This is a genomic window from Actinomycetospora straminea, assembly GCF_028737255.1.
Lineage (GTDB): Bacteria > Actinomycetota > Actinomycetes > Mycobacteriales > Pseudonocardiaceae > Actinomycetospora > Actinomycetospora straminea.
The window spans coordinates 100750-124826 of the sequence record NZ_JAQZAN010000019.1 but is presented as its reverse complement, the minus strand read 5'-3'; the positions used below and the strand labels follow the sequence as shown (position 1 = coordinate 124826).

23 protein-coding genes are annotated in these 24077 nt (G+C 75.8%); 15 read left to right on the top strand and 8 right to left on the bottom strand.

The window, feature by feature from the left end:
• Window positions 1–2: 2 nt before the first annotated feature.
• Together PH190_RS23330 and PH190_RS23325 are read left to right on the top strand one after the other, a co-directional pair.
• Window positions 3–1874 carry a diol dehydratase reactivase subunit alpha gene (locus tag PH190_RS23330; RefSeq protein WP_274233916.1) on the top strand — a complete coding sequence of 624 codons (1872 nt, stop codon included), beginning with the start codon at window positions 3–5 and terminating at the stop codon, window positions 1872–1874.
• Window positions 1871–2272, top strand: coding sequence for a glycerol dehydratase reactivase beta/small subunit family protein (locus tag PH190_RS23325; RefSeq protein WP_274233915.1), 402 nt, complete (start codon window positions 1871–1873; stop codon window positions 2270–2272). Before PH190_RS23330 ends, PH190_RS23325 begins: the two co-directional genes overlap by 4 nt.
• A 66-nt stretch (window positions 2273–2338) precedes the next feature.
• On the opposite strand, the gene PH190_RS23320 is transcribed toward PH190_RS23325, so the two are convergent.
• On the bottom strand, window positions 2339–3313 hold the full coding sequence (locus PH190_RS23320; RefSeq protein ID WP_274233914.1) for a patatin-like phospholipase family protein: 975 nt from the start codon (window positions 3311–3313) through the stop codon (window positions 2339–2341).
• 163 nt (window positions 3314–3476) lie between these two features.
• Here PH190_RS23320 and PH190_RS23315 point away from each other — a divergent pair, with 163 nt between their 5' ends.
• The 4 genes from PH190_RS23315 (at window position 3477) to PH190_RS23300 (ending at window position 8995) form a co-directional block, all read left to right on the top strand.
• Complete coding sequence (locus tag PH190_RS23315; protein WP_274233913.1) at window positions 3477–5168, top strand: CocE/NonD family hydrolase; 1692 nt, start codon at window positions 3477–3479, stop codon at window positions 5166–5168.
• A 282-nt stretch (window positions 5169–5450) separates the two neighbouring features.
• A complete protein-coding gene (locus PH190_RS23310; protein WP_274233912.1) occupies window positions 5451–6323 on the top strand; it encodes an alpha/beta fold hydrolase in 873 nt (290 codons plus the stop codon).
• Between the two features lie 181 nt (window positions 6324–6504).
• The gene (locus PH190_RS23305; RefSeq protein ID WP_274233911.1) at window positions 6505–7296 is read left to right on the top strand and encodes a SigB/SigF/SigG family RNA polymerase sigma factor; all 792 of its coding nucleotides are present in this window, start codon (window positions 6505–6507) and stop codon (window positions 7294–7296) included.
• 151 nt (window positions 7297–7447) lie between these two features.
• Window positions 7448–8995, top strand: a complete 1548-nt coding sequence (locus PH190_RS23300; protein WP_274233910.1) for an FAD-dependent oxidoreductase — start codon at window positions 7448–7450, stop codon at window positions 8993–8995.
• A gap of 81 nt (window positions 8996–9076) precedes the next feature.
• On the opposite strand, the gene PH190_RS23295 is transcribed toward PH190_RS23300, so the two are convergent.
• Window positions 9077–9244: a hypothetical protein gene (locus PH190_RS23295; RefSeq protein WP_274233909.1), complete on the bottom strand. Its 168-nt coding sequence runs from the start codon at window positions 9242–9244 to the stop codon at window positions 9077–9079.
• Between the two features lie 182 nt (window positions 9245–9426).
• Complete coding sequence (locus PH190_RS23290) at window positions 9427–10653, bottom strand: FUSC family protein (RefSeq protein ID WP_274233908.1); 1227 nt, start codon at window positions 10651–10653, stop codon at window positions 9427–9429.
• Between the two features lie 201 nt (window positions 10654–10854).
• On the opposite strand from PH190_RS23290, the gene PH190_RS23285 reads away from it, so the two are divergent.
• Genes PH190_RS23285 through PH190_RS23275 form a run of 3 tightly spaced genes read left to right on the top strand, consistent with a single transcriptional unit; the run spans window position 10855 to window position 13305 of the window.
• On the top strand, window positions 10855–11997 hold the full coding sequence (locus tag PH190_RS23285) for a hypothetical protein (RefSeq protein ID WP_274233907.1): 1143 nt from the start codon (window positions 10855–10857) through the stop codon (window positions 11995–11997).
• 34 nt (window positions 11998–12031) lie between these two features.
• A complete protein-coding gene (locus PH190_RS23280) occupies window positions 12032–12436 on the top strand; it encodes a YrhK family protein (protein WP_420791700.1) in 405 nt (134 codons plus the stop codon).
• The gene (locus PH190_RS23275; RefSeq protein WP_274233906.1) at window positions 12433–13305 is read left to right on the top strand and encodes a DUF1206 domain-containing protein; all 873 of its coding nucleotides are present in this window, start codon (window positions 12433–12435) and stop codon (window positions 13303–13305) included. The genes PH190_RS23280 and PH190_RS23275 overlap by 4 nt, the downstream gene beginning before the upstream one ends.
• 4 nt (window positions 13306–13309) lie before the next feature.
• Here the strand turns inward: PH190_RS23275 and PH190_RS23270 are convergent, their stop codons facing one another.
• The 4 genes from PH190_RS23270 to PH190_RS23255 form a co-directional block, all read right to left on the bottom strand.
• A complete protein-coding gene (locus PH190_RS23270; RefSeq protein ID WP_274233952.1) occupies window positions 13310–14173 on the bottom strand; it encodes an acyl-CoA desaturase in 864 nt (287 codons plus the stop codon).
• Window positions 14174–14510: 337 nt separating this feature from the next.
• On the bottom strand, window positions 14511–14798 hold the full coding sequence (locus tag PH190_RS23265) for a hypothetical protein (protein WP_274233905.1): 288 nt from the start codon (window positions 14796–14798) through the stop codon (window positions 14511–14513).
• A 76-nt stretch (window positions 14799–14874) separates the two neighbouring features.
• A complete protein-coding gene (locus PH190_RS23260; RefSeq protein WP_274233904.1) occupies window positions 14875–15756 on the bottom strand; it encodes a Rieske (2Fe-2S) protein in 882 nt (293 codons plus the stop codon).
• A 139-nt stretch (window positions 15757–15895) separates the two neighbouring features.
• On the bottom strand, window positions 15896–16717 hold the full coding sequence (locus PH190_RS23255) for an IclR family transcriptional regulator (protein WP_274233903.1): 822 nt from the start codon (window positions 16715–16717) through the stop codon (window positions 15896–15898).
• A 104-nt stretch (window positions 16718–16821) separates the two neighbouring features.
• On the opposite strand from PH190_RS23255, the gene pcaH reads away from it, so the two are divergent.
• The 5 genes from pcaH to PH190_RS23230 all read left to right on the top strand — a co-directional run bounded on the left by pcaH (window position 16822) and on the right by PH190_RS23230 (window position 21928).
• Window positions 16822–17538 (top strand): protocatechuate 3,4-dioxygenase subunit beta, encoded by a 717-nt coding sequence (gene pcaH / locus PH190_RS23250; RefSeq protein ID WP_420791702.1) that lies wholly within the window; start codon window positions 16822–16824, stop codon window positions 17536–17538.
• Entirely contained in the window at window positions 17538–18143 is a 606-nt protein-coding gene (gene pcaG / locus PH190_RS23245) for a protocatechuate 3,4-dioxygenase subunit alpha (protein WP_274233902.1), read from the top strand. The genes pcaH and pcaG overlap by 1 nt, the downstream gene beginning before the upstream one ends.
• Window positions 18140–19333 carry a 4-hydroxybenzoate 3-monooxygenase gene (locus tag PH190_RS23240; RefSeq protein WP_274233901.1) on the top strand — a complete coding sequence of 398 codons (1194 nt, stop codon included), beginning with the start codon at window positions 18140–18142 and terminating at the stop codon, window positions 19331–19333. The genes pcaG and PH190_RS23240 overlap by 4 nt, the downstream gene beginning before the upstream one ends.
• Window positions 19334–19602: 269 nt before the next feature.
• Window positions 19603–20439: an MBL fold metallo-hydrolase gene (locus PH190_RS23235; RefSeq protein WP_274233900.1), complete on the top strand. Its 837-nt coding sequence runs from the start codon at window positions 19603–19605 to the stop codon at window positions 20437–20439.
• Window positions 20440–20551: 112 nt separating this feature from the next.
• Window positions 20552–21928 (top strand): glycosyltransferase, encoded by a 1377-nt coding sequence (locus PH190_RS23230; RefSeq protein WP_274233899.1) that lies wholly within the window; start codon window positions 20552–20554, stop codon window positions 21926–21928.
• Between the two features lie 146 nt (window positions 21929–22074).
• Here PH190_RS23230 and PH190_RS23225 read toward each other — a convergent pair whose 3' ends face one another.
• Complete coding sequence (locus PH190_RS23225) at window positions 22075–22563, bottom strand: Lrp/AsnC family transcriptional regulator (protein WP_274233898.1); 489 nt, start codon at window positions 22561–22563, stop codon at window positions 22075–22077.
• Between the two features lie 80 nt (window positions 22564–22643).
• Here PH190_RS23225 and PH190_RS23220 point away from each other — a divergent pair, with 80 nt between their 5' ends.
• Complete coding sequence (locus PH190_RS23220) at window positions 22644–23783, top strand: DMT family transporter (protein ID WP_274233897.1); 1140 nt, start codon at window positions 22644–22646, stop codon at window positions 23781–23783.
• The last annotated feature ends 294 nt before the right edge of the window (window positions 23784–24077 follow it).

Genomic DNA, 24077 nt, shown 5'->3' with positions numbered 1-24077 from the left:
CGGTGGCATCCGGCGCGCCGCGCCTCGTCGTCGGCGTGGACATCGGCAACTCGACCACCGAGGCCTGCTGCGCCCGCGTCGACGACGACGGCGGCCTGGAGTACCTGGGCAGCGGCCTCGCGCCCACCACCGGGATCAAGGGCACCCCCGACAACGCCGAGGGCGTGCGGAGAGCGGCCGGGCAGGCGCTGGCCGACGGCGGGTGCCGGTGGCCGGAGGTCGACCTCGTCCTCACCAACGAGGCCACCCCGGTGATCAGCGGGCTCGCCATGGAGACCATCACCGAGACCGTCGTGACCGAGTCGACGATGATCGGCCACGACCCCCGGACCCCGGGCGGGAGCGGGATCGGGGTGGGCACCACGGTCGCCCTGGCCGACCTCGCCGACCGACCGGTCGGCGAGGACGTCCTCGTCGTGGTGCCCGCGGCCGCGGACTTCGAGGACGTCGCCGAGGCCCTGGTCGCGGCGGCTCACCGGGGGGTCGGGGTGCGCGGCGCGATCCTGGGGGGCGACGACGCGGTGCTGGTGGCCAACCGGCTGGAGGAGACCCTGCCGATCGTCGACGAGGTGACCCTGGTCGACGAGGTCCCCCTGGGCATGCTCGCCGCCGTCGAGGTCGCCGAGCCGGGACGCACCATCCGCACCCTGTCCAACTCCTACGGCATCGCCACCCTGTTCGACCTCGACGCCGAGCAGACGAAGATGATCTCGCCCGTGGCCCGGTCGCTCACCGGCAACCGGTCCGCGGTCGTCGTGCGCACCCCGGGCGGCGACATCACCGACCGCCGGGTGCCGGCCGGGTCGATCGCCCTGCGCGGGCGGTCCTCGACGGTGTCGGTCGAGGTCGACGCGGGCGCCGACGAGATCATGCGGTCGCTGGCCCGGATCCGGCCGCTGGTCGACGCCGAGGGGGAGAGCGGCACCCACGTCGGCGGCATGCTCGCCGGTGTCCGTGACGCGATGTCGGAGCTGACCGGGCAGCGTCCCGACGAGGTCGCCATCGAGGACCTGTTGGCCGTGGACACGCTGGTGCCGCAGGAGGTCCGCGGCGGTCTGGCCAAGGAGGTCGCCCGGGAGGACGCCGTCCTGCTCGCCGCGATGGTGCGCACGAGTCGCGGGCCGATGGAGCAGGTGGCCGCCGAGGTGCGTCGCGTGCTCGCCGAGGAAGCCGAACGGGTGCTCGAGGTCGAGATCGGCGGCGTCGAGGCCGAGATGGCGGTCGGCGGCGCGCTGACCACCCCGGGCACCGGCGAGCCGATCGTGGTGCTCGACCTGGGCGGCGGCTCGACGGACGCGGCCCACGCCGACACCGACGGCGAGGTGTACGCGGTGCACGTCGCGGGTGCCGGGGACCTCGTCACCACCCTCATCGACGCCGAGCTCGGCCTGGACGACAAGCAGGTGGCCGAGGAGGTCAAGCGCTACCCGCTGGCGAAGGTGGAGAGCTTCTTCCACGTCCGGCACGAGGACGGCACGGTCCAGTTCTTCACCGAGCCGCTGTCCCCGGAGCTCTTCGCCCGGGTCGTGGTGCTCACCGACGACGGCATGCACGCGGTCCCGGGCCGCCACGACCTGGCGACGCTGCGTCACACCCGGCGCGAGGCCAAGCGGCGGGTGTTCGTGGTCAACGCGCTGCGGGCCCTCGAGCAGATCGCGCCGGGCGGCACCCTGCGCCAGATCGAGTTCGTGGTGCTGCTCGGCGGGTCCGCGCTCGACTTCGAGATCCCCGACATGATCGCCGACGCGGTCGCGCCGTACGGCATCGTCTGCGGCACCGGCAACGTCCGGGGCAGCCTGGGCCCCCGCAACGCGGTGGCGTCCGGGCTGGTGTCCGGGCACGCCCGCCGTCGCCGGGTCTCGGGGGCGGCGTGAGCGTCGACGACGGCCCGACCCGTCCGGTGGTGCTCGTCGCCGCCACCGGGACGTTCCCCACCGCGGTCCTGCGGGAGCTCTGCGCCGGGCTGGAGGAGGAGGGCGTGCCCCACGAGCTGCGGCCCGGGCACGACGACGAGCCCGACCCGACCGCCCTGGCCCACCGCATCGCGCGCGAGTCACCGCTCGAGGTCGGCGTCGGCCTCACCGAGCGCGGGATCGCCGTCCACCACGCGAAACTCCCGGTGGCGCGACCGGTGACGGTCGACCCCGACGTCACCGGAGAGGTCGCCCGTCGGATGGGTCACGACGCGGCCCGCGTCGTCACCGGCATCCCTCTCAAGTTCGTGTCCGACGAGGACCACGCCGCCGTCGGCGACGCGGCCCGGCGCGCCTGAGGGTTACTGGCTCGTATCGCTCGCTCAGCGAGCGATACGGGCCAGTAACCCGCCGAGGGCGCGGGCTCAGGCGGTGGCGGGCTCGGCCTCTGGCTCCTCGAGGTCCAGGGCCTCGCGCAGGGCCGCCTGCCCGGTCTCGATGCCGCGGCGCAGGACGTCGGGGTCGGTCTCGAGCGGGTTGATGGTGTCCGCGCCGGCCGGCGGGCGGACCTCGAAGAGGAACGGGCCCTCGTCGGCGGGCGAGGCGGTGGCGTGGGCGAGGCGGGAGTCGTCGGCGCGCCGGTTCTCCAGACGGTTGCCGATCACGTGGACCAGGCCCGGGACGTTCACCGCGCCCAGGCGCGAGACCAGCGCCTTCTCCAGGCGCGTCGCGTCGATGGCGGTCTGGTCGGCGCGGCGGGTGCGCAGCACGAGCACGTGCGTGGCGCCCTGGTGCAGCGCCGTGTGGAACGGGATCGGCTCGGCGACCGCGGCGTCGACGTAGCGGCGACCCTCGATCTCGACCGGCAGCCCGGCGAGCAGCGGCACCGCGGCGCTCGCGCGCAGGGCCAACTGCAGCGAGGCCTTGTCGACGATCGTGTCGGCGAGGTCGACGGCCTCGCCGGTCTCGACGTCGGTGGCGATGGGGTGCAGCGGGACCTCGGCGTCGAGCACCTGATGCCAGTCGAACGGGACGATCTCCTCGCCGACGGTGTTGATGAGGTACTCGACGTCGACCACCGGCTGGCCGCGCAGCCCCCGCCCCGGCCGGGTCACCCGCTCCATGAGCCCGGGCCGGTACCAGCCCGCGGCGCAGTGGGCGGCCTGCGCGCCGACGAGCCAGCTGCCCGCCAGCGCGCCGGCGGAGGAGCCGTAGATGTCGTCGAAGCACTCGGCGAGGCCGAGCTCCTCGAGCGCCAGCACCATGCCGCTGGAGTACGTCGCCCGGCTGCCGCCGCCCTCGACCGCGAGCGCGACGCGGTGGGGGTCGCGGCGGTTGCTCGGGCACGTGCCCTCGGCGCGGCGGTCGGCCAGGACGTCCAGGACGGGGTGGGCGCGCACCCGGAGCATCATGCCTGCTTCACACGCGCACGTCCGTTCGGGCTACGTGCGCTGCGCGCAGGTGAGCAGAAAGAAGTGCTGGGGCACTTGTTTCTGCTCACCTGCGCGGAGCGCACCGGCACCGCCGGGCAGCGCCCGAGGGTGATCGGCGAGACTCGGCCGGGTGAGCCTCGTGACCGGGATCCTGCGCCGGGCCCTGCGCCTGCCCCCGCCGCGCACGCCGCGGGTGTCGGTGCACCGCGACGTCGCGGTGCCGATGCCCGACGGGGTGGTGCTGCGCCACGACCACCACCGCCCGGCCGGGGTGCACCGGGGCCCGGTCGTCATCGTGCGCAGCCCGTACGGGCGCGCCGGCTGGATCGGCACCGTGTTCGGGCGCCTCGTCGCCGAGCGCGGGCTGCAGGTCGTGGTGCAGTCGGTGCGCGGGACCGCCGGCTCCGGTGGGCGGCTCGCGCCGTTCGAGGAGGCCGACGACGGCCGCGCCACCGTCTCCTGGGTGCTCGACCAGCCCTGGTGCGACGGCCGGCTCGCGACGCTCGGCCCGAGCTACCTGGGGCTGACGCAGTGGGCCCTCGCGCCCGCCGCGGGCCGCTCGCTCAAGGCCATGGGCACGCTGGTGACCGCGTCGTCGTTCCGCGACCAGACCTACGCCGGCGGCGCGTTCTCGCTGGACAACGCGCTGTCGTGGACCTCGATGATGCGCACGAGCGCCGCCGGCGGCCTCGCCCGCGTCACCGGGATGCTGCGCGGCCGCAAGAAGATCCTCGAGGCCCTCGACGCGCTGCCGCTGCGCACCGGAGACCTGCGGGCCACCGGCGGCGAGGTCGACTGGTACCAGGACTGGCTGCGCGAGACCGACCCCGCCTCGGCCTACTGGGCGCGCCGCGACCACACCGGCGACGTCGCCGCCGTGGCCCGCGCGGACGTCGCGGTGACCATGCTCGGCGGCTTCCAGGACATCTTCCTGCCCTGGCAGCTCGCCGACCACGCCGCGCTGCGCGCCGCCGGCGGCCGACCGCGCCTGGTGCTCGGGCCGTGGGTGCACACGTCCGGCCCGGGCCTCGCGGCCGGGCTGCGCGAGGCGCTGGCCGCCTTCGAGCGCGCCTTCGACGGCACCCACGGCAGCGGCGGCGTCGCGGCGGCCACCACCGAGGAGGCCCCGGTCGCCGTGACGCTCTCGGGCGACGGCGGCACCCGCCACCTCACCGACTGGCCCCCGCCGCACGCCTCGCAGCGCACCTGGTTCCTGCGCGCCGACCACTCGCTGTCGGTGCAGCCGCCGCCCGACCGCACCGACGGCGCCGTGCGCTGGCCCGGCACGCTCGTCGACTACGACCCCACGGACCCCACGCCCGCGGTCGGCGGCCCGATCCTCACCGGGAAGTCGGGCCCCCGCGACCAGGCCCCGCTCGAGTCGCGCGCCGACGTCGCGGTGTTCACCTCCGACGTGCTCGCCGAGGACCTCGTCGCCCTCGGACCGGTGTCGGCGACCGTGCACCTGCGCGCCGAGGTCGAGCACCTCGACGTCTTCGTGCGGATCTGCGACGTCGACCCGCGCGGGCGCTCGATCAACGTCACCGACGGCCTCGTCCGCCTCGCCCCCGGCGCGCCCGCCACGGCCGCCGACGGCGCCCGCGCGGTCACCGTCGACCTGTGGCCCACCGGCCACCGCTTCGCCGCCGGCCACCGCCTGCGCCTGCAGCTCTCCGGCGGCGCCCACCCGCGCTTCGCCCGCCACCCGGGCACCGGCGACCCGCTCGGCGAGGCGACGACGCTGGTGCCCCAGCCCCGCGAGGTGCTCCACGACGCCGGCCACCCCACGTCGGTGACCCTGGCGGTGGAGGCCCGCCACTGAGCCACCGCCGCGTCGGCGAGCGGTGCCATGGGCTGGGTCACACCGTCCGTCGGGTGCTCGCCGCCCTTGGCCGACGTCACGTCGTGACGGGGTGGAGACGGCGCCGTGGAGGCCGATCCTGGGGACATGGCCGTCCTGCCCTCCACCCTGCCCGCCACGGCGGCCGGCGCGGCGACCGACACCGCGAGGACGGGGTCGGCGCCCGCACCGGCCTCCTCATCCGCCGCGACACCCCCGTCCCCCGCGGTGGTTCGTGTGGTGCGCCCGCGCCCGGTCCACGGCGTGCGGACCAGCGACGGCGTGCCCCTGCACGTCGAGATCCGCGGTCACCAGGGCCCCGTCGTGGTGCTCAGCCACGGGTTCACCGTGGACTCGGCCGAGTGGTCGCCGCAGATCGCGGCCCTGGCGCACCGCGCGCGCGTCGTCACCTGGGACCAGCGCGGCCACGGCCGCTCCGGCTGGGGCGACCCCGCCCACGCCACGGTCGACCAGCTCGGCCGCGACCTCGCCGCGGTCGTCGAGGCCGTCGCCCCGTGCGGGCGGGTCGTGCTCGGCGGGCACTCGATGGGCGGCATGACCGTCCTCGCGCTCGCCCGCCAGCACCCCGAGTGGTTCGGCACGCGGGTCGCGGGCGTGTTCCTCGTCGCGACCTCGGCCGGGGACCTGTTCTCCGACGGCCCGCTCGGCGTCCTGCACGCCGCGGCCCGGCGCGCCGGCGTGCTGCCGGCGGTCCTCCAGGGCGCCCGGCTGGCCGCACCGTTCGCCGAGCAGCTGCCGTGGCGTGACTCGCTGCTCGGGCGCTGGTTCGTCCGGCACATGGCGTTCACCAAGGACGCGAGCGACGAGGAGGTGCGCCGTCTGCAGGCGGTCACCGAGAGCGTGCCGCTGGCGGTCACCTCGGCGTTCTCGTCGTCGCTGCTCGCCCACGACGAGAGCGCCGCTCTCCCGGCCCTGGCGCGCGTCCCGACGACCGTGGTCGCGGCCACCGGCGACCGCCTGACCCCGGCCGCCCACGGGCGGCGCATCGCCGAGGAGCTCGGGCCGCGGGCGCGGCTGGTGGTGGTCGAGGACGCGGGTCACGCCGTCAACCAGACCCACCACGCGGTCGTCGACGCGGCCCTGCTGGACCTGGTCGACGGCCTGCGGCACCGGTGACGGGGAACCGCTCGTAGTCGCCCGTGAGCGGAGAGGTGTGGGTGCGGCCCGCACGGGGCACTCAGCCCTCCACGAAGGAACTCCGGTTCAGACACCAGCCGGGTCAGCTCACACACCACGAGCCCCCGCCTGGTCCGAGCAGTCACGGTCCGGTGTCCGGGGCCCCGTCCGGGGGTGACCGATGGCCGGCCGCAGCAGTGATTACGACGAGTACGTGCCCCTCCTCGAGGAGTACGCCGCACTCTCCGACGACGACCCGCGACGTGAAGGCGTCCGCGAGAAACTGGTCGTCGGCTTCCTGCCCGTTGCCCGCAACATCGCCCGCCGCTTCGCGCGGCGCGGCGAGCCCACCGACGACCTCGAGCAGGTCGCGTCGCTGGGCCTGCTCCACGCGCTCGAGCGCTTCGACCCGGGACGCGAGCGTGACTTCCTGTCCTACGCGGTCCCGACGATCATGGGCGAGGTGCGGCGGCACTTCCGCGACTCGGCCTGGTCGGTGCGCACGCCGCGCAGCGTCAAGGACCGCTACGTCGCCGTCGGCTCGGCCACCGCGTCGATGTCGCAGCGGCTCGGGCGGGCGCCGACGGCGGTCGAGCTCGCCGAGCACCTGGGCATGACCCGCGACGAGGTCGCCGAGGCCGTCGCCGCGCACGGCTCGTACCAGCCCGCCTCGCTCGACGAGTCCCTCGGCGACGGCGACGACTCCGCGCTCGTCGACATCCTCGGGGTGCTCGACGGCGAGCTGGACCGTGTCGAGGTCCGCACGCTCGTCGGCTCGCTGGTCCGCGACCTGCCCGAGCGCGAGCGCACGATGCTCGCCCTGCGCTTCGTGCACGAGAAGACGCAGGCCGAGATCGCGGCGGTGCTGTGCATCTCGCAGATGCACGTCTCGCGGCTGCTGTCCCGCACGCTCGCCGCGCTGCGCGAGCAGATCGAGCGCGAGATGGGCGCCGACCAGCTCGTCGCGGTCTGAGGGTCCGCCCCGTCCGGGTCGCTGCTCCGGGTCCCGTCGATCCGGAGCAGCGGCCGGGACGGCCCCTCCCGCTCGTTCGGCCATCGCCGACGACGGTGAAGTGCGCACGTGCCGCCGTTTGCCGCACCGACGGGCCGGACACCTCGTGCGCATGCGGCCACCACTCCCCGCGCGCGAGCTCTCCGCGTGGCACGACCCCGAGCACGCCGAGGAGCCCGACACCTACCCGCGCCTCGACGGCGACCGCCGGGTCGACGTCGCCGTGGTCGGCGCCGGGATCACCGGGCTGACGACGGCGGTGCTGCTCGCGCGCGAGGGCCTGCACGTGGCGCTGCTCGAGGCGCGCCGGGTCGGGGCGGTGGCCAGCGGCAACACCACCGCGAAGATCTCCCTGCTGCAGGGCACGCGGGCGGCGACGCTCGACCGGCGCCACGACCACGACACCGTCGAGGCCTACCTGGCCGCCCACCGCGCCGGCTTCGACTGGCTCCTCGACCGGGCCCGGCGCGCCGACTGCGACCTCGAGCGCCGCGACGCCGTCACGTTCTCGACCGCCGGGCGTTCCTCCGCCGGCGCGGACGCGGTCCGCCACGAGGCGTCGGTGCTGCGCCGCGCCGGGCTGCCCGCGGAGCTGGGCACCGACGTCGGCCTGCCGTTCGCGGTGTCCGAGGCCGTGACGCTCGCCGACCAGGCCCAGTTCGACCCCATGCCCTACCTCGCCGACCTCGCCCAGGAGCTGCACGACGGCGGCCACCTGGTCGCCGAGGCCACCCGGGCGCGCAGCATCTCCCTGCTCGGCGCCCCCCGGCTGCGCACCGACCACGGCGAGGTCCGCGCCGAGCGGGTCGTGGTCGCCACCGGCATCCCGGTGCTCGACCGCGGCCTGTTCTTCGCCCGCGTCGAGCCCAGCCGCTCGTACGCGCAGGCGGTCCGCGTGGACGGCCCGCTGCCCGAGGCGATGTACCTGTCGGTCGACGAGCCGACGGTGTCGCTGCGCACCGCCGAGATCGAGGGCGAGCGCCTGCTGCTCACCGGCGGCTTCGGCCACCGCGTCGGGGCCAGCACGCCGACGTCGTCCCACGAACGTGCCCTCGCCGACTGGGCCGCCGCCCACTTCCCGGTCCGCGCGATCACCCACCGCTGGTCGGCGCAGGACTACCTGCCCGAGGACGGCCTGCCCTTCGTCGGGCCGATGCGCTGGCAGCCGCGCATCCTCGTCGCGACCGGGTTCGCGAAGTGGGGCATGACCGGCGGCACCGCGGCCGCGCTGGCGCTGCGCGACCACGTCGTGGGGCGGGCCAACCCGTGGATGGCCGCGCTGCGCGCCGACCGCGCCCCGGCCGCGTCGGCCCTGCCGAGCCTGGCGCGGGCGAACACCGAGGTCGGCCGCTACCTCGCCACCGGCTGGGCCCGCCCGCACCTGCCCACGTCGGAGCCGCTGCGCGAGGGCGAGGGGCGGGTGGAGACGACGACGCGGGGCAAGATCGCCCGCTGCCGCGTCGGCGGTGTCGAGCACGAGCGGGGCGCGGTGTGCCCGCACCTCGGCGGCATCGTGGCGTGGAACGACGCCGCGCAGAGCTGGGACTGCCCGCTGCACGGATCCCGCTTCGCCCCCGACGGCGACGTCCTCGAGGGCCCGGCCACCGCCGGCCTCGCCGCCCCGCCCGGCCTCGCCCGGGTCGTGACGCCGCGCGGCTGAGGGTCCACGAGCGATGCGGCATCCCTGGCGTCCATCACCGGGATCGCCACATCCTCGCCGGCGCGACACGCCGCGCGCGTGTCAGACGGTGCGCCGCCGCCGTGCGCGTCGGGGCCACTCGTCGCGCGGCATCCGCATCTCCGGCGGGCGGCGTCGGGTGACGGCCCGGGACCGGTCGCGGCCCGGGTCGTGCTCGACGTCGACCCGCCGGGCGTCGACCTCCCGCTGTGCCACCGTCCCGCTGAGCATCCCGTCCGCCTCCTCGCCCGTCTCGGGCTCCCGACGGTAGGGAGCCGGCGGCGACGGCGGAGTGGGGCGAACCCGCGTCCGGACCCCACCGTGCGGGGGAGAACCCCCGCCCACGGCGTGTCGCGGGGTCGACGTTGTGGCGATCCCGGTGATGGACGCCAGCCATGCCGCATCGCTCGTACTCAGCCCTCGTCGGGGCCCGGGGCGTCGCGGGGGCGGGTGGGGCGGCGGCCGGTCAGGTCGACGACCGCGCGCTGGGCCGCGTTGAGCAGCGCCCCCTCGACGCTCCAGCCCGTCCGGACCTCGCCCGACGCGCCGGGCAGGCGCCGGGCGGCGTCGCGGTGCACCGCGGTCATGAGCTCCAGGGCCGCCGAGCCGGGCGGGTGGCGGTCGGACCGGGGGGAGAGCGAGCCCGGGTCGTCGCGGATCTCCTCGAGGGCCTCGGCGAGGTGGTCGAGGAGGTCGGCGAACGACCCGACGAACAGCGGGTCGAGGCCCGGCTCTTCGGGGGAGTCGGCCTGGTCCTGCTCCTCCGCGGCCTCGACGACCGCCTCGCACAGGTCGACCAGGTGCCCCGCCACCTCGACCACCGCGTCGGCGGCGGGCGCGAGGACCGCGACGGGCTCGGGGCTCTGCCGGCGGCGGCGCAGCGGGTTGAGGCGCAGGCTCTCGCGAGCCCAGGCGACGCTGTCCCGCGCGCGGCGCGCCTCGCCGTCGAGCCCGCGGGCGCGGTGCAGCCAGTCGTGCACGAGGTCCTCCCGCGGCTCCTGGTCCTCGCGCAGCGACGCGGCGACGCCGCGCAGCAGGTCGGCGAGCCGCGCGGTGACGCCGGTCAGCGCCGCGCTCGCGTCCCGCTGGTAGACCGGCGGCAGCACCAGCATGTTGACGACGACGCCGACCGCCGCCCCGAGTGCGATCTCGACCAGCCGCACGAGCGCGTCGACCGGCGAGCCCGCCGCCGGGCCCGCCTGGGTGACGAGGATCAGCGCCGTCACCGCCACCCAGTGCCCGTGCTCCCCGAACACCCGCAGCCGCCCGAGCAGCAGGCCCACGAGCACCACGAGGACGAGCCCGACGACGACCTGCCCGGTCAGCAGCGTCGCCACCAGGGCGAGCACCACGCCCGTGGCCACCACCGCGAGCTGCTGGCCGGCGTCGCGCACCGACCGGTACACGGTCACCTGCACCACGAGGAACACCGCCGCGTAGGGCGCGAGGAACGGCTGGGGCGCCTCCAGCACCCAGCGGGCGAGCAGCCAGGCGACGCCCGCCGCCGCGGCGGCCTTGACGGCCTGGATGACGGCCTCCCGCTCCGGCCCGCTCGCCCCGGCGGCCCGCGCGACGAAGCGCGGCGGGCGCAGGAGCTGACGGCGTGCCCGGCGGGCGAGCGTGCGCACAGAGGGCCCCATGGGGGACGGTGTGCCCACCCGCGCCGCCGGCGTGAACGACCCGTGCGGCGGGCGGAGACGAGCGACGGGTGGTCCGCACCGCCGTGGGCGGGCGACGACCGGCGCGGCGCGGCGCCTCGTGCGTGCGCCGAGGCACCGCCATGGGGCACGGTGTGCCCACCCGCGCCGCCGGCGCGCACGACCCCGCGACGAGGTGCCCGCATGTCCCAGGGTCCCGACGACCCCGCCGAGGAGGAGCTCCCCACCTCCCTCGAGGACGCCGCCGACCTGCTCTACGGGGTCGGGCGCGAGGAGTTCATCGGGGTCCGGGACGCGATGGTCAAGGAGGTCCGCCAGGCCGGGGACCGCGAGCTGGCCAAGGACATCGCCGCCCTGCGCAAGCCCTCGGTCGCCGCGTGGGTCGCGAACCGGCTGGCCCGCGAGTACCCCGACGAGGTCGAGGCGCTCGAGGAGCTGGGCTCCTCGTTGCGCGACGCCCAGTCCAAGCTCGAGGGCGACGCGCTGCGCCAGCTCTCCCGCCAGCGCCACGGGCTCATCAACGCGCTGGTCGAGCGCGGCCGGCGCATCGCCCGCGAGGAGGCCGTGCGCCTCGGCGACCAGTCCGTCCGGGAGCTCGAGCGCACCATCGGCGCCGCCCTCGCCGACCCCGCGGCCGCCCGCGCCCTGGCCGGCGGGCAGCTCGCGGGCGGCATGGAGGCGGGCCCCGGGCTGGGCGACGGCGGGATCAGCGCGGCGCTGGGCGGCCCGGCCTCCGGCGCCCGCCCCGCCCGGCGCGACCGGCCCAGCCGCCCGTCGCACCGCCGCCCCGACCGTCGCCCGCAGCGCCCCCGCCCGCCGGCCGAGGAGATCGACCGCGACGACACCGACCGCGACGACACCGACCTCGACGACACCGACCTCGACGACACCGCCGACATCCGCGACGACCAGGAGACCCGCGAGCGCGAGGAGCGCGACCGGGCCGACCAGGAGCGCCGGCGCGCCGAGCAGGAGGAGCGCGAGCGCCGGCGTCGCGAGGAGCGGGAGCGCCGCGAGCGGGAGGAGCGCGAGCGCGCCGAGAAGGCGGCACGCGAGGCCCGGGAGCGCGCCGACGCGCTTGCCGAGCAGGCCCGGGAGGCGTCCGAGGCCGCCGACACCGCGACGCAGGAGGCCGAGGACGCCGACGCCACCGTCAGCGACCTGCGCGCCCGGCTCGACGCCGCCGAGGAGGCCCGCCGCGCCGCCTGGGACCGCGCCGACACCGCCGCGCGCGAGCGCGACACCCGCCGCCGCGAGGCCGACCGGGCCCGCGAGGACGCCGACACCGCCGAGCGCCACGCCCGCACGCTCGGGGTACGCACCTGACGCGGCCGACCGGGACGCGGCAGGCTGCCCGTCCATGAGCGCAGGCACGCCGAGCAGCAGCGACACCCCGGGCGGGCACCTGCCGCCCCTGGTCTACAAGCTCGGGCACGAGGAACTGGTCATCCGCCGCCGCTACGAGGTGCTGTCGATCGTCAACGACATCCTCGTCGGCCTGTGGTTCCTCGTCGGCAGCATCCTGTTCTTCTCCGAGGCGACCACCTACCTCGGCACCTGGTTCTTCGTCATCGGCAGCGTCGAGCTGCTCATCCCGGCCGGTGATCCGGTTCTCCCGCCGGGTGCACCTGCAGCGCGTGCCGCAGGCGCCGGGCATGCCGACCGACTTCGGCCCCGACTACTGAGCGATCCCGTGAGCGATCCCGTGACCAGGCTCGCAGCGGGGTTTCGCCGGGGGGTGGGTCCGGCGATCTCCCGGGGATGACGACGTCGGAGGGGGCCGAGAGGGTCGAGGAGGCCGCCGGGCACGCCGTGCACGAGGCGGCGGACCGGGCCCTGCACGGCGGCGGCGACGCGCCCAGCCGGCTCGTCGAGCTCCTCGGGCGGGCGGGGCTCGTGGCCTACGGCGCCGTGCACCTGCTCGTCGCCGGGCTGGGGCTGCGGCTGGCGTTCGGGCAGGCGTCCGAGGTGGACCAGCAGGGCGCGGTCTCGGCCGTCGCGGCCGTCGGGTTCGTCGGGGTGGTCCTGCTGGTCCTGTTCGTCGCGGGCCTCGTGGCGTTCGCGCTGTGGCAGATCACGGCGGTGGTCGCCGGCTTCCGCTGGGTGTCGGGCGGGGAGCGGTTCCGCAAGCGCGTCGGCGCGGCGGCCAAGGCGATCGCCGTGCTCGCCGTCGCCGTCGTCGCCGCCCGCACCGTGCTCGGCGAGCCCGAGGAGGGCCGCGCGGGCCCGCAGAAGCTCGTCGTCTGGCTGCTGGCGCTGCCGCTCGGCTGGCTCCTGGTCGCCGCGATCGCGGTCACCGTCGTGGTGATCGCGGGCACGATGGTCTACACCGGCCTCGCCCGGACGTTCATGGGCGACCTCGTCGACGACCTGCCGGGCTGGGCCCGCCGCGCCGCCGTCGTGCTCGGCGCGGTCGGCAACCTCGCCCGCGCCGTCGCCTTCGGGGCGGTCGGGGTGCTGTTCGGTGTGGCCGCGATCAACGCCGACCCCGCCCGCGTCGGCGGCCTCGACGAGGCGCTGCGCGTGCTCGTCAGCCAGTGGCAGGGCGTCACGCCGCTCGTGGCGATCTCGCTGGGGCTCGCCGCGTTCGGGGCCTACTGCTTCCTCGACGCCCGCTACCGACGCGCGTACTGAGTGGTCACGCCGCGGCGCGCGCCAGCCGGTCGAGGCGCTTGGCCGTCGGCCACTTGACGTGCGTGGCCCAGCCGAGCTTCTCGAACAGCCAGATCGTCCGCGCCGAGATGTCGAGCTGACCGCGGCCGACACCGTGGCGCGCCGAGGTCGGGTCGGCGTGGTGCAGGTTGTGCCACGACTCGCCCATGCTGGGGATGGCGAGCAGCCACACGTTGGTCGACCGGTCGCGCGCGCCCCACGGACGTTCGCCGACGAGGTGGCAGATCGAGTTCGTCGACCAGGCGACGTGGTGGCTCAGGCCGACGCGCACCAGGCTCGCCCAGAAGAACGCGGTGAGCGCGCCCCACCACGACCACGTCACGAGCCCGCCGATCAGCGGCGGCGCGCCCAGACTGATCACCGTCAGCGGCGTGAACCAGCGGTGCACCGCGCGCATGTCCGGGTCCTCGAGGAGGTCCGGGGTGAAGCGCTTCTGGTTGGTCAGCGAGCGGTCGAAGATCCACCCCATGTGCGCGTGCCAGAACCCGCGCACCAGCGCCGCCGGCGACGTCCCGAACGCCCACGGCGAGTGCGGGTCGCCCTCCTTGTCGGAGAAGGCGTGGTGGCGGCGGTGGTCGGCGACCCAGTGCCGGATCGGGCCCTGCACGGCCATGCTCCCCGCCACGCCGAGGGCGATCCGCAGGCCGCGCGCGGCCCGGAAGGCGCCGTGGGTGAAGTAGCGGTGGAACCCGACCGTGACGCCGAGCATGGTCAGCACGTAGAAGCCGGCGGTCAGGCCGACGTCGAGCCACGTCAGCCCCCAGCCCCAGGCCAGCGGCACGGCCGCGACGAGCGCGACGAACGGCACGAACGCGAAGAGGTAGACCATGACGTGCGGGGCGATGTGCCGCTCGTGGTCGGAGATGTCCTCCTGCCGGGTGGGCTCGGCCGGGGCGGTGACGGTGGGCCGGACGGGCTCGGCGGGGTCGACGGACTGGGGGTCGGCGGGCGGGGAAGCCGGACCGGACGTCATGCGGGGAGACTCCCGAGGGGCGGGCGGTCCTGGGCGACGGGCTCGTCGACCAGAGTGGTGGTTGCCTTCTCCACCACCCTGACACGGCGCTCGGACGTCCCGCGCTCCGGGCGCAGGTGGCCCGACGAGGTTCGCCCGGCGGTCGCCGCGCGCTCATCCGGACGACGCACCGGCGCGCCGGCGGTCAACCTCGTCAGCTCCCGGTGGCCGTGGCCTGCGCCGTGAGGTCGGACTCCTCGTGCAGCTCGGTGAACACCGGCGGCGCCATGTCCCCGCCCGAGGCCATGTCCTTCTCGGTCTCGGCGCGGAACCGGGCGAGGGCGTCGTCGTCCGGGAAGGTGAGCAGGACCACCACGCGGTCGTCGTCCGCGCGGAAGACGCGGGCGCTCTCGCACTCGCGGGCGCCGTCGGCCTCGGTGAAGGCCTGGCGGAAGTGGTCGAAGCCGTCGGTGGGGAAGTCGGCGAGGGCGTGCACGGTCATCGGGCGGTCCTCCAGGGGGTGTGCGGTGCGGGACGGCGCCGGGTGCCCGGCGCCGGTCCCGGCGCACGCGTGACGCTCAGCTCGCGGGCACGGCCTCGTAGCCGGTGACCGCCAGCTCGAGGCGCCCGTCGCGCACCCGCGTGCGGAACGTCGGCTGCGGCGCGGTGGCCGGCCCGTGGACCACGGAGCCGTCGTCGAGGCGGAACACGCTGCCGTGCCAGGGGCAGACGACGCACTCGGAGCCGTCGGTGCCGGTCAGGTGGCCCTCGTGCAGCGGGGCCGACGCGTGGGCGCACCGGTCGGCCAGCGCCTTGACGACGTCGCCGTGGCGCACGACCAGCACCCCCACGTCGCCGACGATCCGGCGCGTCGGCTCGCCCTCGGGCAGCTCGGCGACGGTACCGACGTCGGTCCAGTCGCCGGGACCGATGTGCGGGTAGCCCTCGGCGTGGTTCGCCCCCATCGCCTGGTGGTAGGCCATGTGGCCGCCCAGGGTGGCGCCGGCGGTGCCGACGGCCAGCGCGGCCCAGCCCCACAGCGCGCCGCGCAGGCTGCGCCCGCGTGCCCGCGCCGCGAGCGAGGCCACGTAGCCCGCGAGCATCACGCCGTTCGCGGCCGCGTGGACCACGCCGACGCGCTGCTGCTCCTCGTGGCCGTCGGCGTAGTCGGCCCACCCCGCCGCGGCCGTCGGCACCGCGGAGACCAGCCCGACCGCGATGAGCGTGGCGGCCGGGCGACGTGTGCGCGGGACGGCGTCGAGCAGCCCGGCGGAGGCGAAGCTGCCGATCGAGAGCTGGGCGAGCACCGGGTGCAGCGGGTGGCCGAGCCACACGCCGTGCAGCGCGTCCTTGACGTCCTGGCGCCGGAGGACCTTGTGCACCGCGTCCCGCAGCGGCGCCGCGACCTTGTCGAGGGCGGGGGTGTTCGCGAGGCGGTCGATGTCGTCGAACGGGCGCATGGGGGTCCTCCCGGACGGTGGTGGTGCCCGGGTTTCGCCGATCACGGGCCCCGGGCAAACCCCGCCCCTCCCACGACCGATCGGAGAGGTGCGCTGCGCGCTCGTGAGCAGAAAGAAGTGCTCCGGCACTTCTTTCTGCTCACGTGCCGGAGGCACCGGGGCTGACGACGCCCACCGGGCGACGGCGGGCCGAGGGCGCGCCGAGGGCCCGGGAGATACCGCGGGCCGCGGCGCGCACGGCGGGCACGATCGCCCGCGGCTCGGCGCCCGCGCTCGGCACCACCACCGACAGCGACGCCACGACGCGCTCGTCCTCGCCGCGCACCGGGGCCGCCACCGACAGCGCGAGCAGGTCGACCATCCCGTCGCACACGGCGACGCCCTCGCGGCGCACGGCGGCGAGGGCGCGCCGCAGCTCGGAGGGGTCGGTGATCGTGCGCGGGGTCAGCGCGGCCATCGGGGCGGCGAGCACCTCCTCCTGCACCGGGGCCGGGGCGTATGCGAGCAGCACCTGGCCGACGCCGGTGGCGTGCAGCGGCATCCGCCCGCCGACGCGGCTGAAGACGCGGACGGCCTCGGGGTGGGCGAGCCGCTCGACGTAGACGACCTCGTGCCCGTCGCGCACCGCGAGCTGCACGTTCTGGCGCATCGCCTCGTAGAGGTCCTCGAGGTAGGGCATGGCGCGCTCCCGCAGGCCCAGGCTGCGCGGGGCGAGCGCGCCGACCTCCCAGAGCCGCAGGCCGATCCGGTAGAGCCCGTCCTCGCCGCGCTCGAGCGCGCCCCACGCGGCGAGCTCGCCGACGAGCCGGTGGGCGGTCGAGAGCGGCAGGCCCGCGGTGCGCGCGATGCCCGAGAGCGTCAACGCCTCGGCGCCGGGACCGAACGCGGAGAGGATCCCGAGCACGCGGCCGGTCACCGACGGCCCCGCGGGCTTCTCGCGGGCGCCCTGCGCTGGGCTCACTCCTGGCTCCTTCCGGTGGCCGGAAGCTCGATTCTGGCACGGCGTCGCCACCAGGCACCCTGATACGGGTGAGCGCACCCCAGCAGCCCCCGACGCAGCGGGAGGTGTCCGCCGAGATCGCGACCGCGGCCGGCGTGCCGCCGCGCGCCGACGGTCACCCCGAGCGGGCCTACGGGCCGTACCGCAGCACCGCGCTGCGCGCCCCGCAGCAGCCCCTCGTCGTCTCGCCGCCCAGCCTCACCGAGCTCGCCGCGCCCGTCTTCGGCGCGCGCGACGTGGCGCCGATCGACGCCGACCTGACCCGCCACCACACCGGCGACCCGCTCGGTGAGCGGATCATCGTCACCGGCCGCGTGCTCGACGGCGACGGGCGCCCGGTGCGCCACCAGCTCCTCGAGATCTGGCAGGCCAACGCCGCGGGCCGCTACCGCCACGACGGCGACCAGCACCCGGCCCCGCTCGACCCGAACTTCACCGGCGGCGGCCGCGCGATCACCGACGACGAGGGCCGCTACCGCTTCGTGACGATCAAGCCCGGCGCGTACCCGTGGCGCAACCACACCAACGCCTGGCGGCCGGCGCACATCCACTTCTCGCTGTTCGGCACCGCGTTCACCCAGCGCCTCGTCACGCAGATGTACTTCCCGGGCGACCCGCTGTTCGGGCTCGACCCGATCTTCCAGTCGGTCACCGACGAGAAGGCCCAGCAGCGCCTCGTCGCCGCCTACGACCACGACGTCACCGAGCCCGAGTGGGCTCTGGGCTACCGCTGGGACATCGTGCTCGACGGCGCCCACGCCACCCCGGAGGACCGCGACTGATGGACCTCACGCCCTCCCAGACCGTCGGCCCGTTCTTCGCGTTCGGCCTGCCCGTCGAGGGCGGCGGCGACGTCGTCCCCCTCGGCACCCCCGGCGCGATCACGCTGTACGGCACCGTGCGTGACGGCGCCGGCGCCCCGGTCCCCGACGCGCTGCTCGAGTTCTGGCAGGCCGGCCCCGACGGGCGCGTGCCCACCCGGCCCGGCTCCCTGCACCGCGACGGCCGGTCGTTCACCGGGTTCGCCCGCGTCCCGACCGACCGCGCCGGCGACTACCACCTGCGCACCCTGCGCCCGGCGGCCCCGGCCGGCTCGCCCCACGCCCCGCACCTCGCGGTGACGGTGTTCGCGCGCGGCCTGCTGCACCACCTGTTCACGCGGGTCTACTTCCCGAACCACGTCGAGGCGAACGCCGCCGACCCGCTGCTCTCGGTCCTCGACGAGGAGCGCCGCGCGACGCTGATCGCGGTGCCCGACGGCGGCCCGACCGGCCCCGGCTACCGCTTCGACGTCCGCATGCAGGGCCCCGGCGAGACGGTCTTCCTCGACCTGTCCACCCACGGCCTCGCCCAGCCCCCGGCGGCCACCGCCGAGACCCCGGCATGAGCGCCCCGGCCCGCACCCAGGTCGCGATCGTCGGTGGCGGTCCGGCCGGGCTGATGCTGGCCCACCTGCTGCGCCTGCGCGGGGTGGACTCGGTGGTGCTCGAGGCGCGCCCGCGGGAGCGCGTCGAGACCCGCCAGCGCGCCGGCATCCTCGAGCACGGCACCGTCGACGCGCTGCGCGAGGTCGGCGCCGACGCGCGGATGGACGAGCTCGGGCTGCCCCACGACGGCTTCGAGCTGCGGTTCTCCGGGCGCAGCGTGCGTGTCGACATGCAGGCGCTGACCGGCCACAACGTCATGATCTGGGCGCAGACCGAGGTCACCAAGGACCTCATCGCGCTGCGCCTGGACCAGGGCGAGCCGCTGCTGTTCGAGGCGGAGGTCCTGGAGGTCTCCGACGTGGAGACGGACAGCCCGTCGGTGCGCTACCGCCACGGCGGCACCGAGCACGTGCTGCACGCCGACGTCGTCGTCGGGGCCGACGGGTCGTACGGGCCGGCGCGCCGGGCGATCCCCGAGCACCTCGTGCGCCGCTTCGAGCGCGTCTACCCGTACTCCTGGCTGGGGATCCTCGCCGACGTCGCGCCGTCGTCGCACGAGCTGATCTACGCGCGCGGACGGACCGGTTTCGCGCTGGCCTCGATGCGCTCGCCCACGGTCACCCGCGCCTACATCCAGGTCCCCAACGGCACCGACGCCGCCGACTGGGCCGACGACGCCATCTGGGACGAGCTCTCGGCCCGCTTCGCGCTCGACGACGGGTCGTTCACGCTCGCGCGGGGCCCGATCACCGACAAGTCGGTGACGCCGATGCGCAGCATGGTGTGCGAGCCGATGCGCCACGGACGGCTCTTCCTCGCCGGCGACGCGGCGCACATCGTGCCGCCGACCGGCGCCAAGGGCCTCAACCTCGCCGTGGCCGACGTGCGGGTGCTGGCCGAGGCGCTGGGCGAGTGGTTCGCGACCAAGGACGAGCGCCTCGTCGACGCCTACTCCGACACCGCGCTGCGCCGCGTCTGGAGGGCGTCGCACTTCTCCTGGACGATGACGACGATGCTGCACGTCGACCCCGACGGCGACCCGTTCGACGAGCAGCTCGCCCTGTCCCACCTGCGCCACATCGGGACCTCGGAGTCGGCCCGCCGCGCGCTGGCGGAGAACTACCGGGGGCTGGCGCTCGGAGCGGTCTGATCGGGGAGCGAGGGACGCCCTGGCTGCGTGGGACGCAGCGAGGGTGACCCTCGCCCGGCGCGGACGCGCGCCGTGACCCGGTCGGCCAGCGCCGACGACCGGCACGCTGGACCCCGTCCGCGGAGATCTCCGTAGACCTGCCGGTCGGACCTCCGCACTCCTCGCCCGATGAGCGGCTGTGGAGCACCCCCGGTGCGGGTCCACCGTGCTCGGACGCCGCTCGCACCGAGCGGTGTCCGCGCCGCAGGGTGGCCCATCCGGGAGGTGTCATGACGACGACCGAGACCTTCGAGATCCTCCAGCCGTACCCGATCGCCGAGGAGACGTTCGTGATCCCGTGGGATCTGGAGGCCCCGCCGATGGGGCACTTCCCCATGAACTCGATGGTGATCCGCGGGTCGGAGCCGGTGCTCGTCGACACCGGGTGCCCAGCGGTGCGTGCCCAGTGGCTGGACGCCGTGTGGTCGATCGTGGACCCGCTCGACGTGCGCTGGGTGTTCCTCACCCACGACGACCGCGACCACGCGGGCAACCTCCTGCCGGTCCTCGCGGCCTGCCCGAACGCGACGGTGCTGACCACCTGGTTCTCGCTCGGGCGGATGGCCGAGGAGTGGGAGACACCGATCGAGCGGTGCCGGTTCGTCAACGACGGCGACACGATCGACGTCGGCGATCGCACGCTCGTCGCGATGCGCCCGCCGCTGTTCGACAACCCCACCACCCGGGCCCTCTTCGACCCCGCGACCAGCGTCCTGTGGTCGGTCGACACCTTCGCGACGAACCTGCCGGCGCCCACGGGCGAGATCGGGGACCTGGGCGACGATGACTTCCGCGACGGCCAGCTGTTCGGCGGCCGTCTCGTGGCGCCGTGGACGGCGTGGCTGGACAGCGAGAAGTTCAGCGCGGTCGTGAACCGCTTCTCCTCGCTCGGCGCCGCCGTGATCGCGGGCTGCCACACGCCGGTGCTGCGCGGACCGCGGGTTGCGGAGGCGTTCGACCTGCTCCACGGGCTCCCGGGCGTCGAGCCGTGGCAGGAGTTCACCCAGACCGACCTCGACGGCTGGATGGCGGCCGCCGAGCAGGAGGCGGCGTCCGGGCAGGGGTGAGGGGGCGGTCGCGCGGCCGACCGTCACCGGGCCTCGCCCGGCCCGGCGCGGGGCGGCACGGCCCCGCACCTAGGCTGCGCCCCGACGAGGCTCGAGACCCGGGGAGACACCGATGGGCGACCGGCTGATCTTCCAGCTGGGCACCAACAACTGGCAGCGCGACGGGGAGTTCGCCCCGGGCTCCGGGATCCTCCACGAGGCGCACCACCGCGCCTACAACGAGATCGACGGGGTACGCGCCTACTCGATGTATCCCTCGCGGGTGCAGCGGACCCGGCCCGGCGAGGACGACGTCCGGGTGTTCGCGCTCGAGCACGACATCCCGATCTGCGAGTCGGTGTCGCCGGTCAGCAGCTACCGCTGGCACGCGATGAGCCCCGAGGAGGTCGACGCCTACCGGGCGCGCCTGGTCGCCGAGGTCACCGCGTTCGTCGACGACGTCGAGGCCGGCACCGGCGGCGAGTTCGGGCTGTTCATCGCCCACCACGCGTTCATGAACACCGTGGTGCTGCGCGACGTGAACCGCGCGCGTGTCGCCGCCGGGCGCTCGCGCGTGCCGGTGGTCTGCTTCGCCCACGGCACCGAGCTGAAGATGTACGTCCACGAGCAGCGCGGTGAGGACCCCGCCGAGTTCCCGTGGCGGTTCCTGCCGTTCGTGCAGCAAGAGAAGATCTTCGAGTGGGCGGACCCGGACCACGGCGTCGACGTCGTCGCCGCGATCTCCTCGGAGCAGATCGAGGCGTTCTCGGCGATCTTCCCCGAGTTCCCGCGCGAGCGGATGGTGCTCTCGCACAACGGCTACAACCAGCAGGTCTTCCACCCGTCGCCGGAGACCTACGCCGACCGGGAGCAGGTCCTCGCCGGCTTCTCCACCCAGCCGCCGCCCGGGGTCGAGCGGGGCCCGGAGCCGGTCGCGCCGGCCGGCGGGTTCGACGCCGTCGTCGCGTTCGTGGGGAAGTTCGCCGACTGGAAGCGTCTCGACGCGTTGCTGACCGCGGCGGCGTCCTACGAGCGCGGCGACCGGAGGGTGCTCACCGTGATCGCGGGCTCGGGACCCGTGGAGCAGCAGGTGGCGATGCACGAGCTCGTCGCCACGCTCGGACTCGAGCGGACCTACCTCGTCGGACCGCGCCAGCAGAGCGAGCTCGCGACGTTGTTCGCCTGCGCGGACGTCGGCGTGTTCCCGTCCTACCGCGAGCCGTTCGGGCTGGTGTTCCTCGAGTGCATGGCCTGCGGGACACCCGTCATCGGCGCGGACTCGGGCGGGCCGCGCGACTTCGTGGTCGACGCAGTCGGGACGCTCGTGCCCGAGACCGACGACCGCGCGGTGCTGGCCGAGTCCCTGGCCGCCGCGGTGACGACGGCCCTGGACGAGGACTGGAAGCAGGGCAAGGGGCCCGAGGCGGCGCGCTACGCCCACGACGGGTTCAGCGTCGTCAAGCAGGTGTCGGACCTGCTCGCCGAGGTCGACCGGCTGACCGCGGGCTGATCGTCGGGCTGACCGGCGGGCTGACGGGCGCGCTTTCCGGCGGGTGCGCGGTGGGGCGTGCGGTGGGGCGCGCGGTGGGGCGCGCGGTGGGGGAGCGAGGGACGCCCTGGCTGCGGGGGAGGCAGCGAGGGTGACCCTCGCCCGGCTCAGACGCGCGTGACCCGGTCGACGAGAGCGGACGTGGCGACCATCGTCGTGAACCGCGCGACGCCCGGCACGCGGGCGAGGGTGCGGCGGAGCAGGACGTCGAGGGCCTCGACGTCGGCGAGGTCGATGCGCAGCAGGTAGTCGACGTCGCCGGTGACGTGGTGGCAGCTCACGAGGCCCGCGAGGTCGACGATGTGGCGCTCGAACCGCCCGACGGTGTTCTCGGTGTGGTCGACGAGCGTCACCGTCAGGTGCACGACGAGCCCGCGGTCGACCGCGATCGGGTCGAGGACCGCCCGGTAGCCGCGCACCACCTCCTCGTTCTCCAGGCGCCGCAACCGCCGCTGCGCCGAGGACGGGGAGATCGACACCGCTTCTGCGAGGTCGGCGAGGCTGGACCGTCCGTGGCCCGCGAGGTGGTCGAGGATGCGGCGGTCGACACGGTCCAGCGACGGCTGGGCGGATCGTGCACGCTTCGGCGCGGTCATGGGCTCATCATGCGCCTCCTGGCGATCTCACCGTGATGATCGCCCGGCATCGCCCGCAGGTGCGCGCGCACGGTGGAAGCATGACGGGAGGCTTGTCGCGCCGGACGGCGCTGGTGGCGATGGTGCTGGCGGGCGCGGGCTGGGGAGCGGTCTTCGTGGCCCCGGAGCTGGCGCCGCTCGCCCCCGCCCTGCTGTTGGCGATGGGGCGGTTCGTGGCGTTCGGGGCGGTGTCGCTGCCCCAGCTGCGCGCGGTGCTGCGCGCCGACGTCCCCTGGGTGCGGGTCGTCGCCCACGGCGTCACCGGCTCGCTGCTCTACTACGGCCTCGTCGCGCTGTCCGTCCGTCTCGCCGGCCCGACCATCGCCGTCGCCACCATCGGCCTCGTCCCCGCCGTCATGGCGCTGATCGCCGCCCGGCACCGGGGGCGCGCGGGTCTGGCCGCCCTCCTGCCGGCGCTGGCGCTGGTCGGCGTGGGGCAGGTGCTCGTGCACCTGTCGCCGACCCCGGGCCCCGGCGGGTGGTCGACGGTCGTCGGCACGGTGCTCGCGCTGGTGGCCGTGGCCTCGTGGAGCTGGTACGGACTCGACTCGCACCGCCTGATCGCGGCGCGCCCCGACCTCGGGCCCGTGCTCGCGGGCGCCCAGGGCCTCGCGGCGGGCGTGCTCGCCCTGCCCGTCGGCGCCTGGCTGATCGCGACCGAGGGCGTGCCGGCCGAGCCGGTGCGCGCGCTGCTCGTCGTGCTCTTCCTCGGCCTGGTGTCGTCGTGGCTCGCGGTGCGGCTGTGGCACGCCGCGGCGGCGCGCCTGTCGTCCGTGCTGGTCAGCCAGCTCATGGCGACCGAGACGGCCTGGGGCTTCGTCTTCGCGGCCCTGCTCGCCGGCGCCGTGCCGGGCCGGGTGGCCCTGCTCGGCGAGGTGGCGCTGGTGGCGGGCGTCGCCCTCGCGGTGGTCACCGACGGGCACCGCGAGCGGCGGGAGCGCGCGTCCGTGGCTGACGTGGCTCACGAGGTGAGCCAGCCTGGCGTCCACGCTGGCACTGGACGCCAGGGAAGCCCCCGCGATCACGCCGGTCACAGTCATGGTCACGAGGCGCCGGGCTCGTCGGCGAGCACCGCCCGCGCGACGCGCAGCGCCGCCTCGCGGATGCGCGAGGACCGCGGGTCCTCGCCGGAGGCGTGCGCGACGGCCTCGAGCAGCGCACACACCTCGAACCCCGCGTAGTCCCCGGCGAGGCCGGCGTAGCGACCGATGGCCACCCGCCGCCGGAGCACGGCGGCGGCGCGGTCGATGGTCTCGGCGTCGAGGCGCGCGCGGGCGCGGCGGTGGTCGAGCGTGGACACGGTGGCTTCCCCTCGGGCAGGGCCGACCGCGGTCCGGTCGGCGGGGCCGCGGGGGAAGCGCGACGCCCTCGATTGTGCCCGCGACCCCCGACAGCGGGGAGCCGCGCGGGCGCGGTTCCTGGCCGACCGGGTGCGAGGGCGTCCCTGGTTGCGTGGCAGGCAGCGGGGGTGTCCC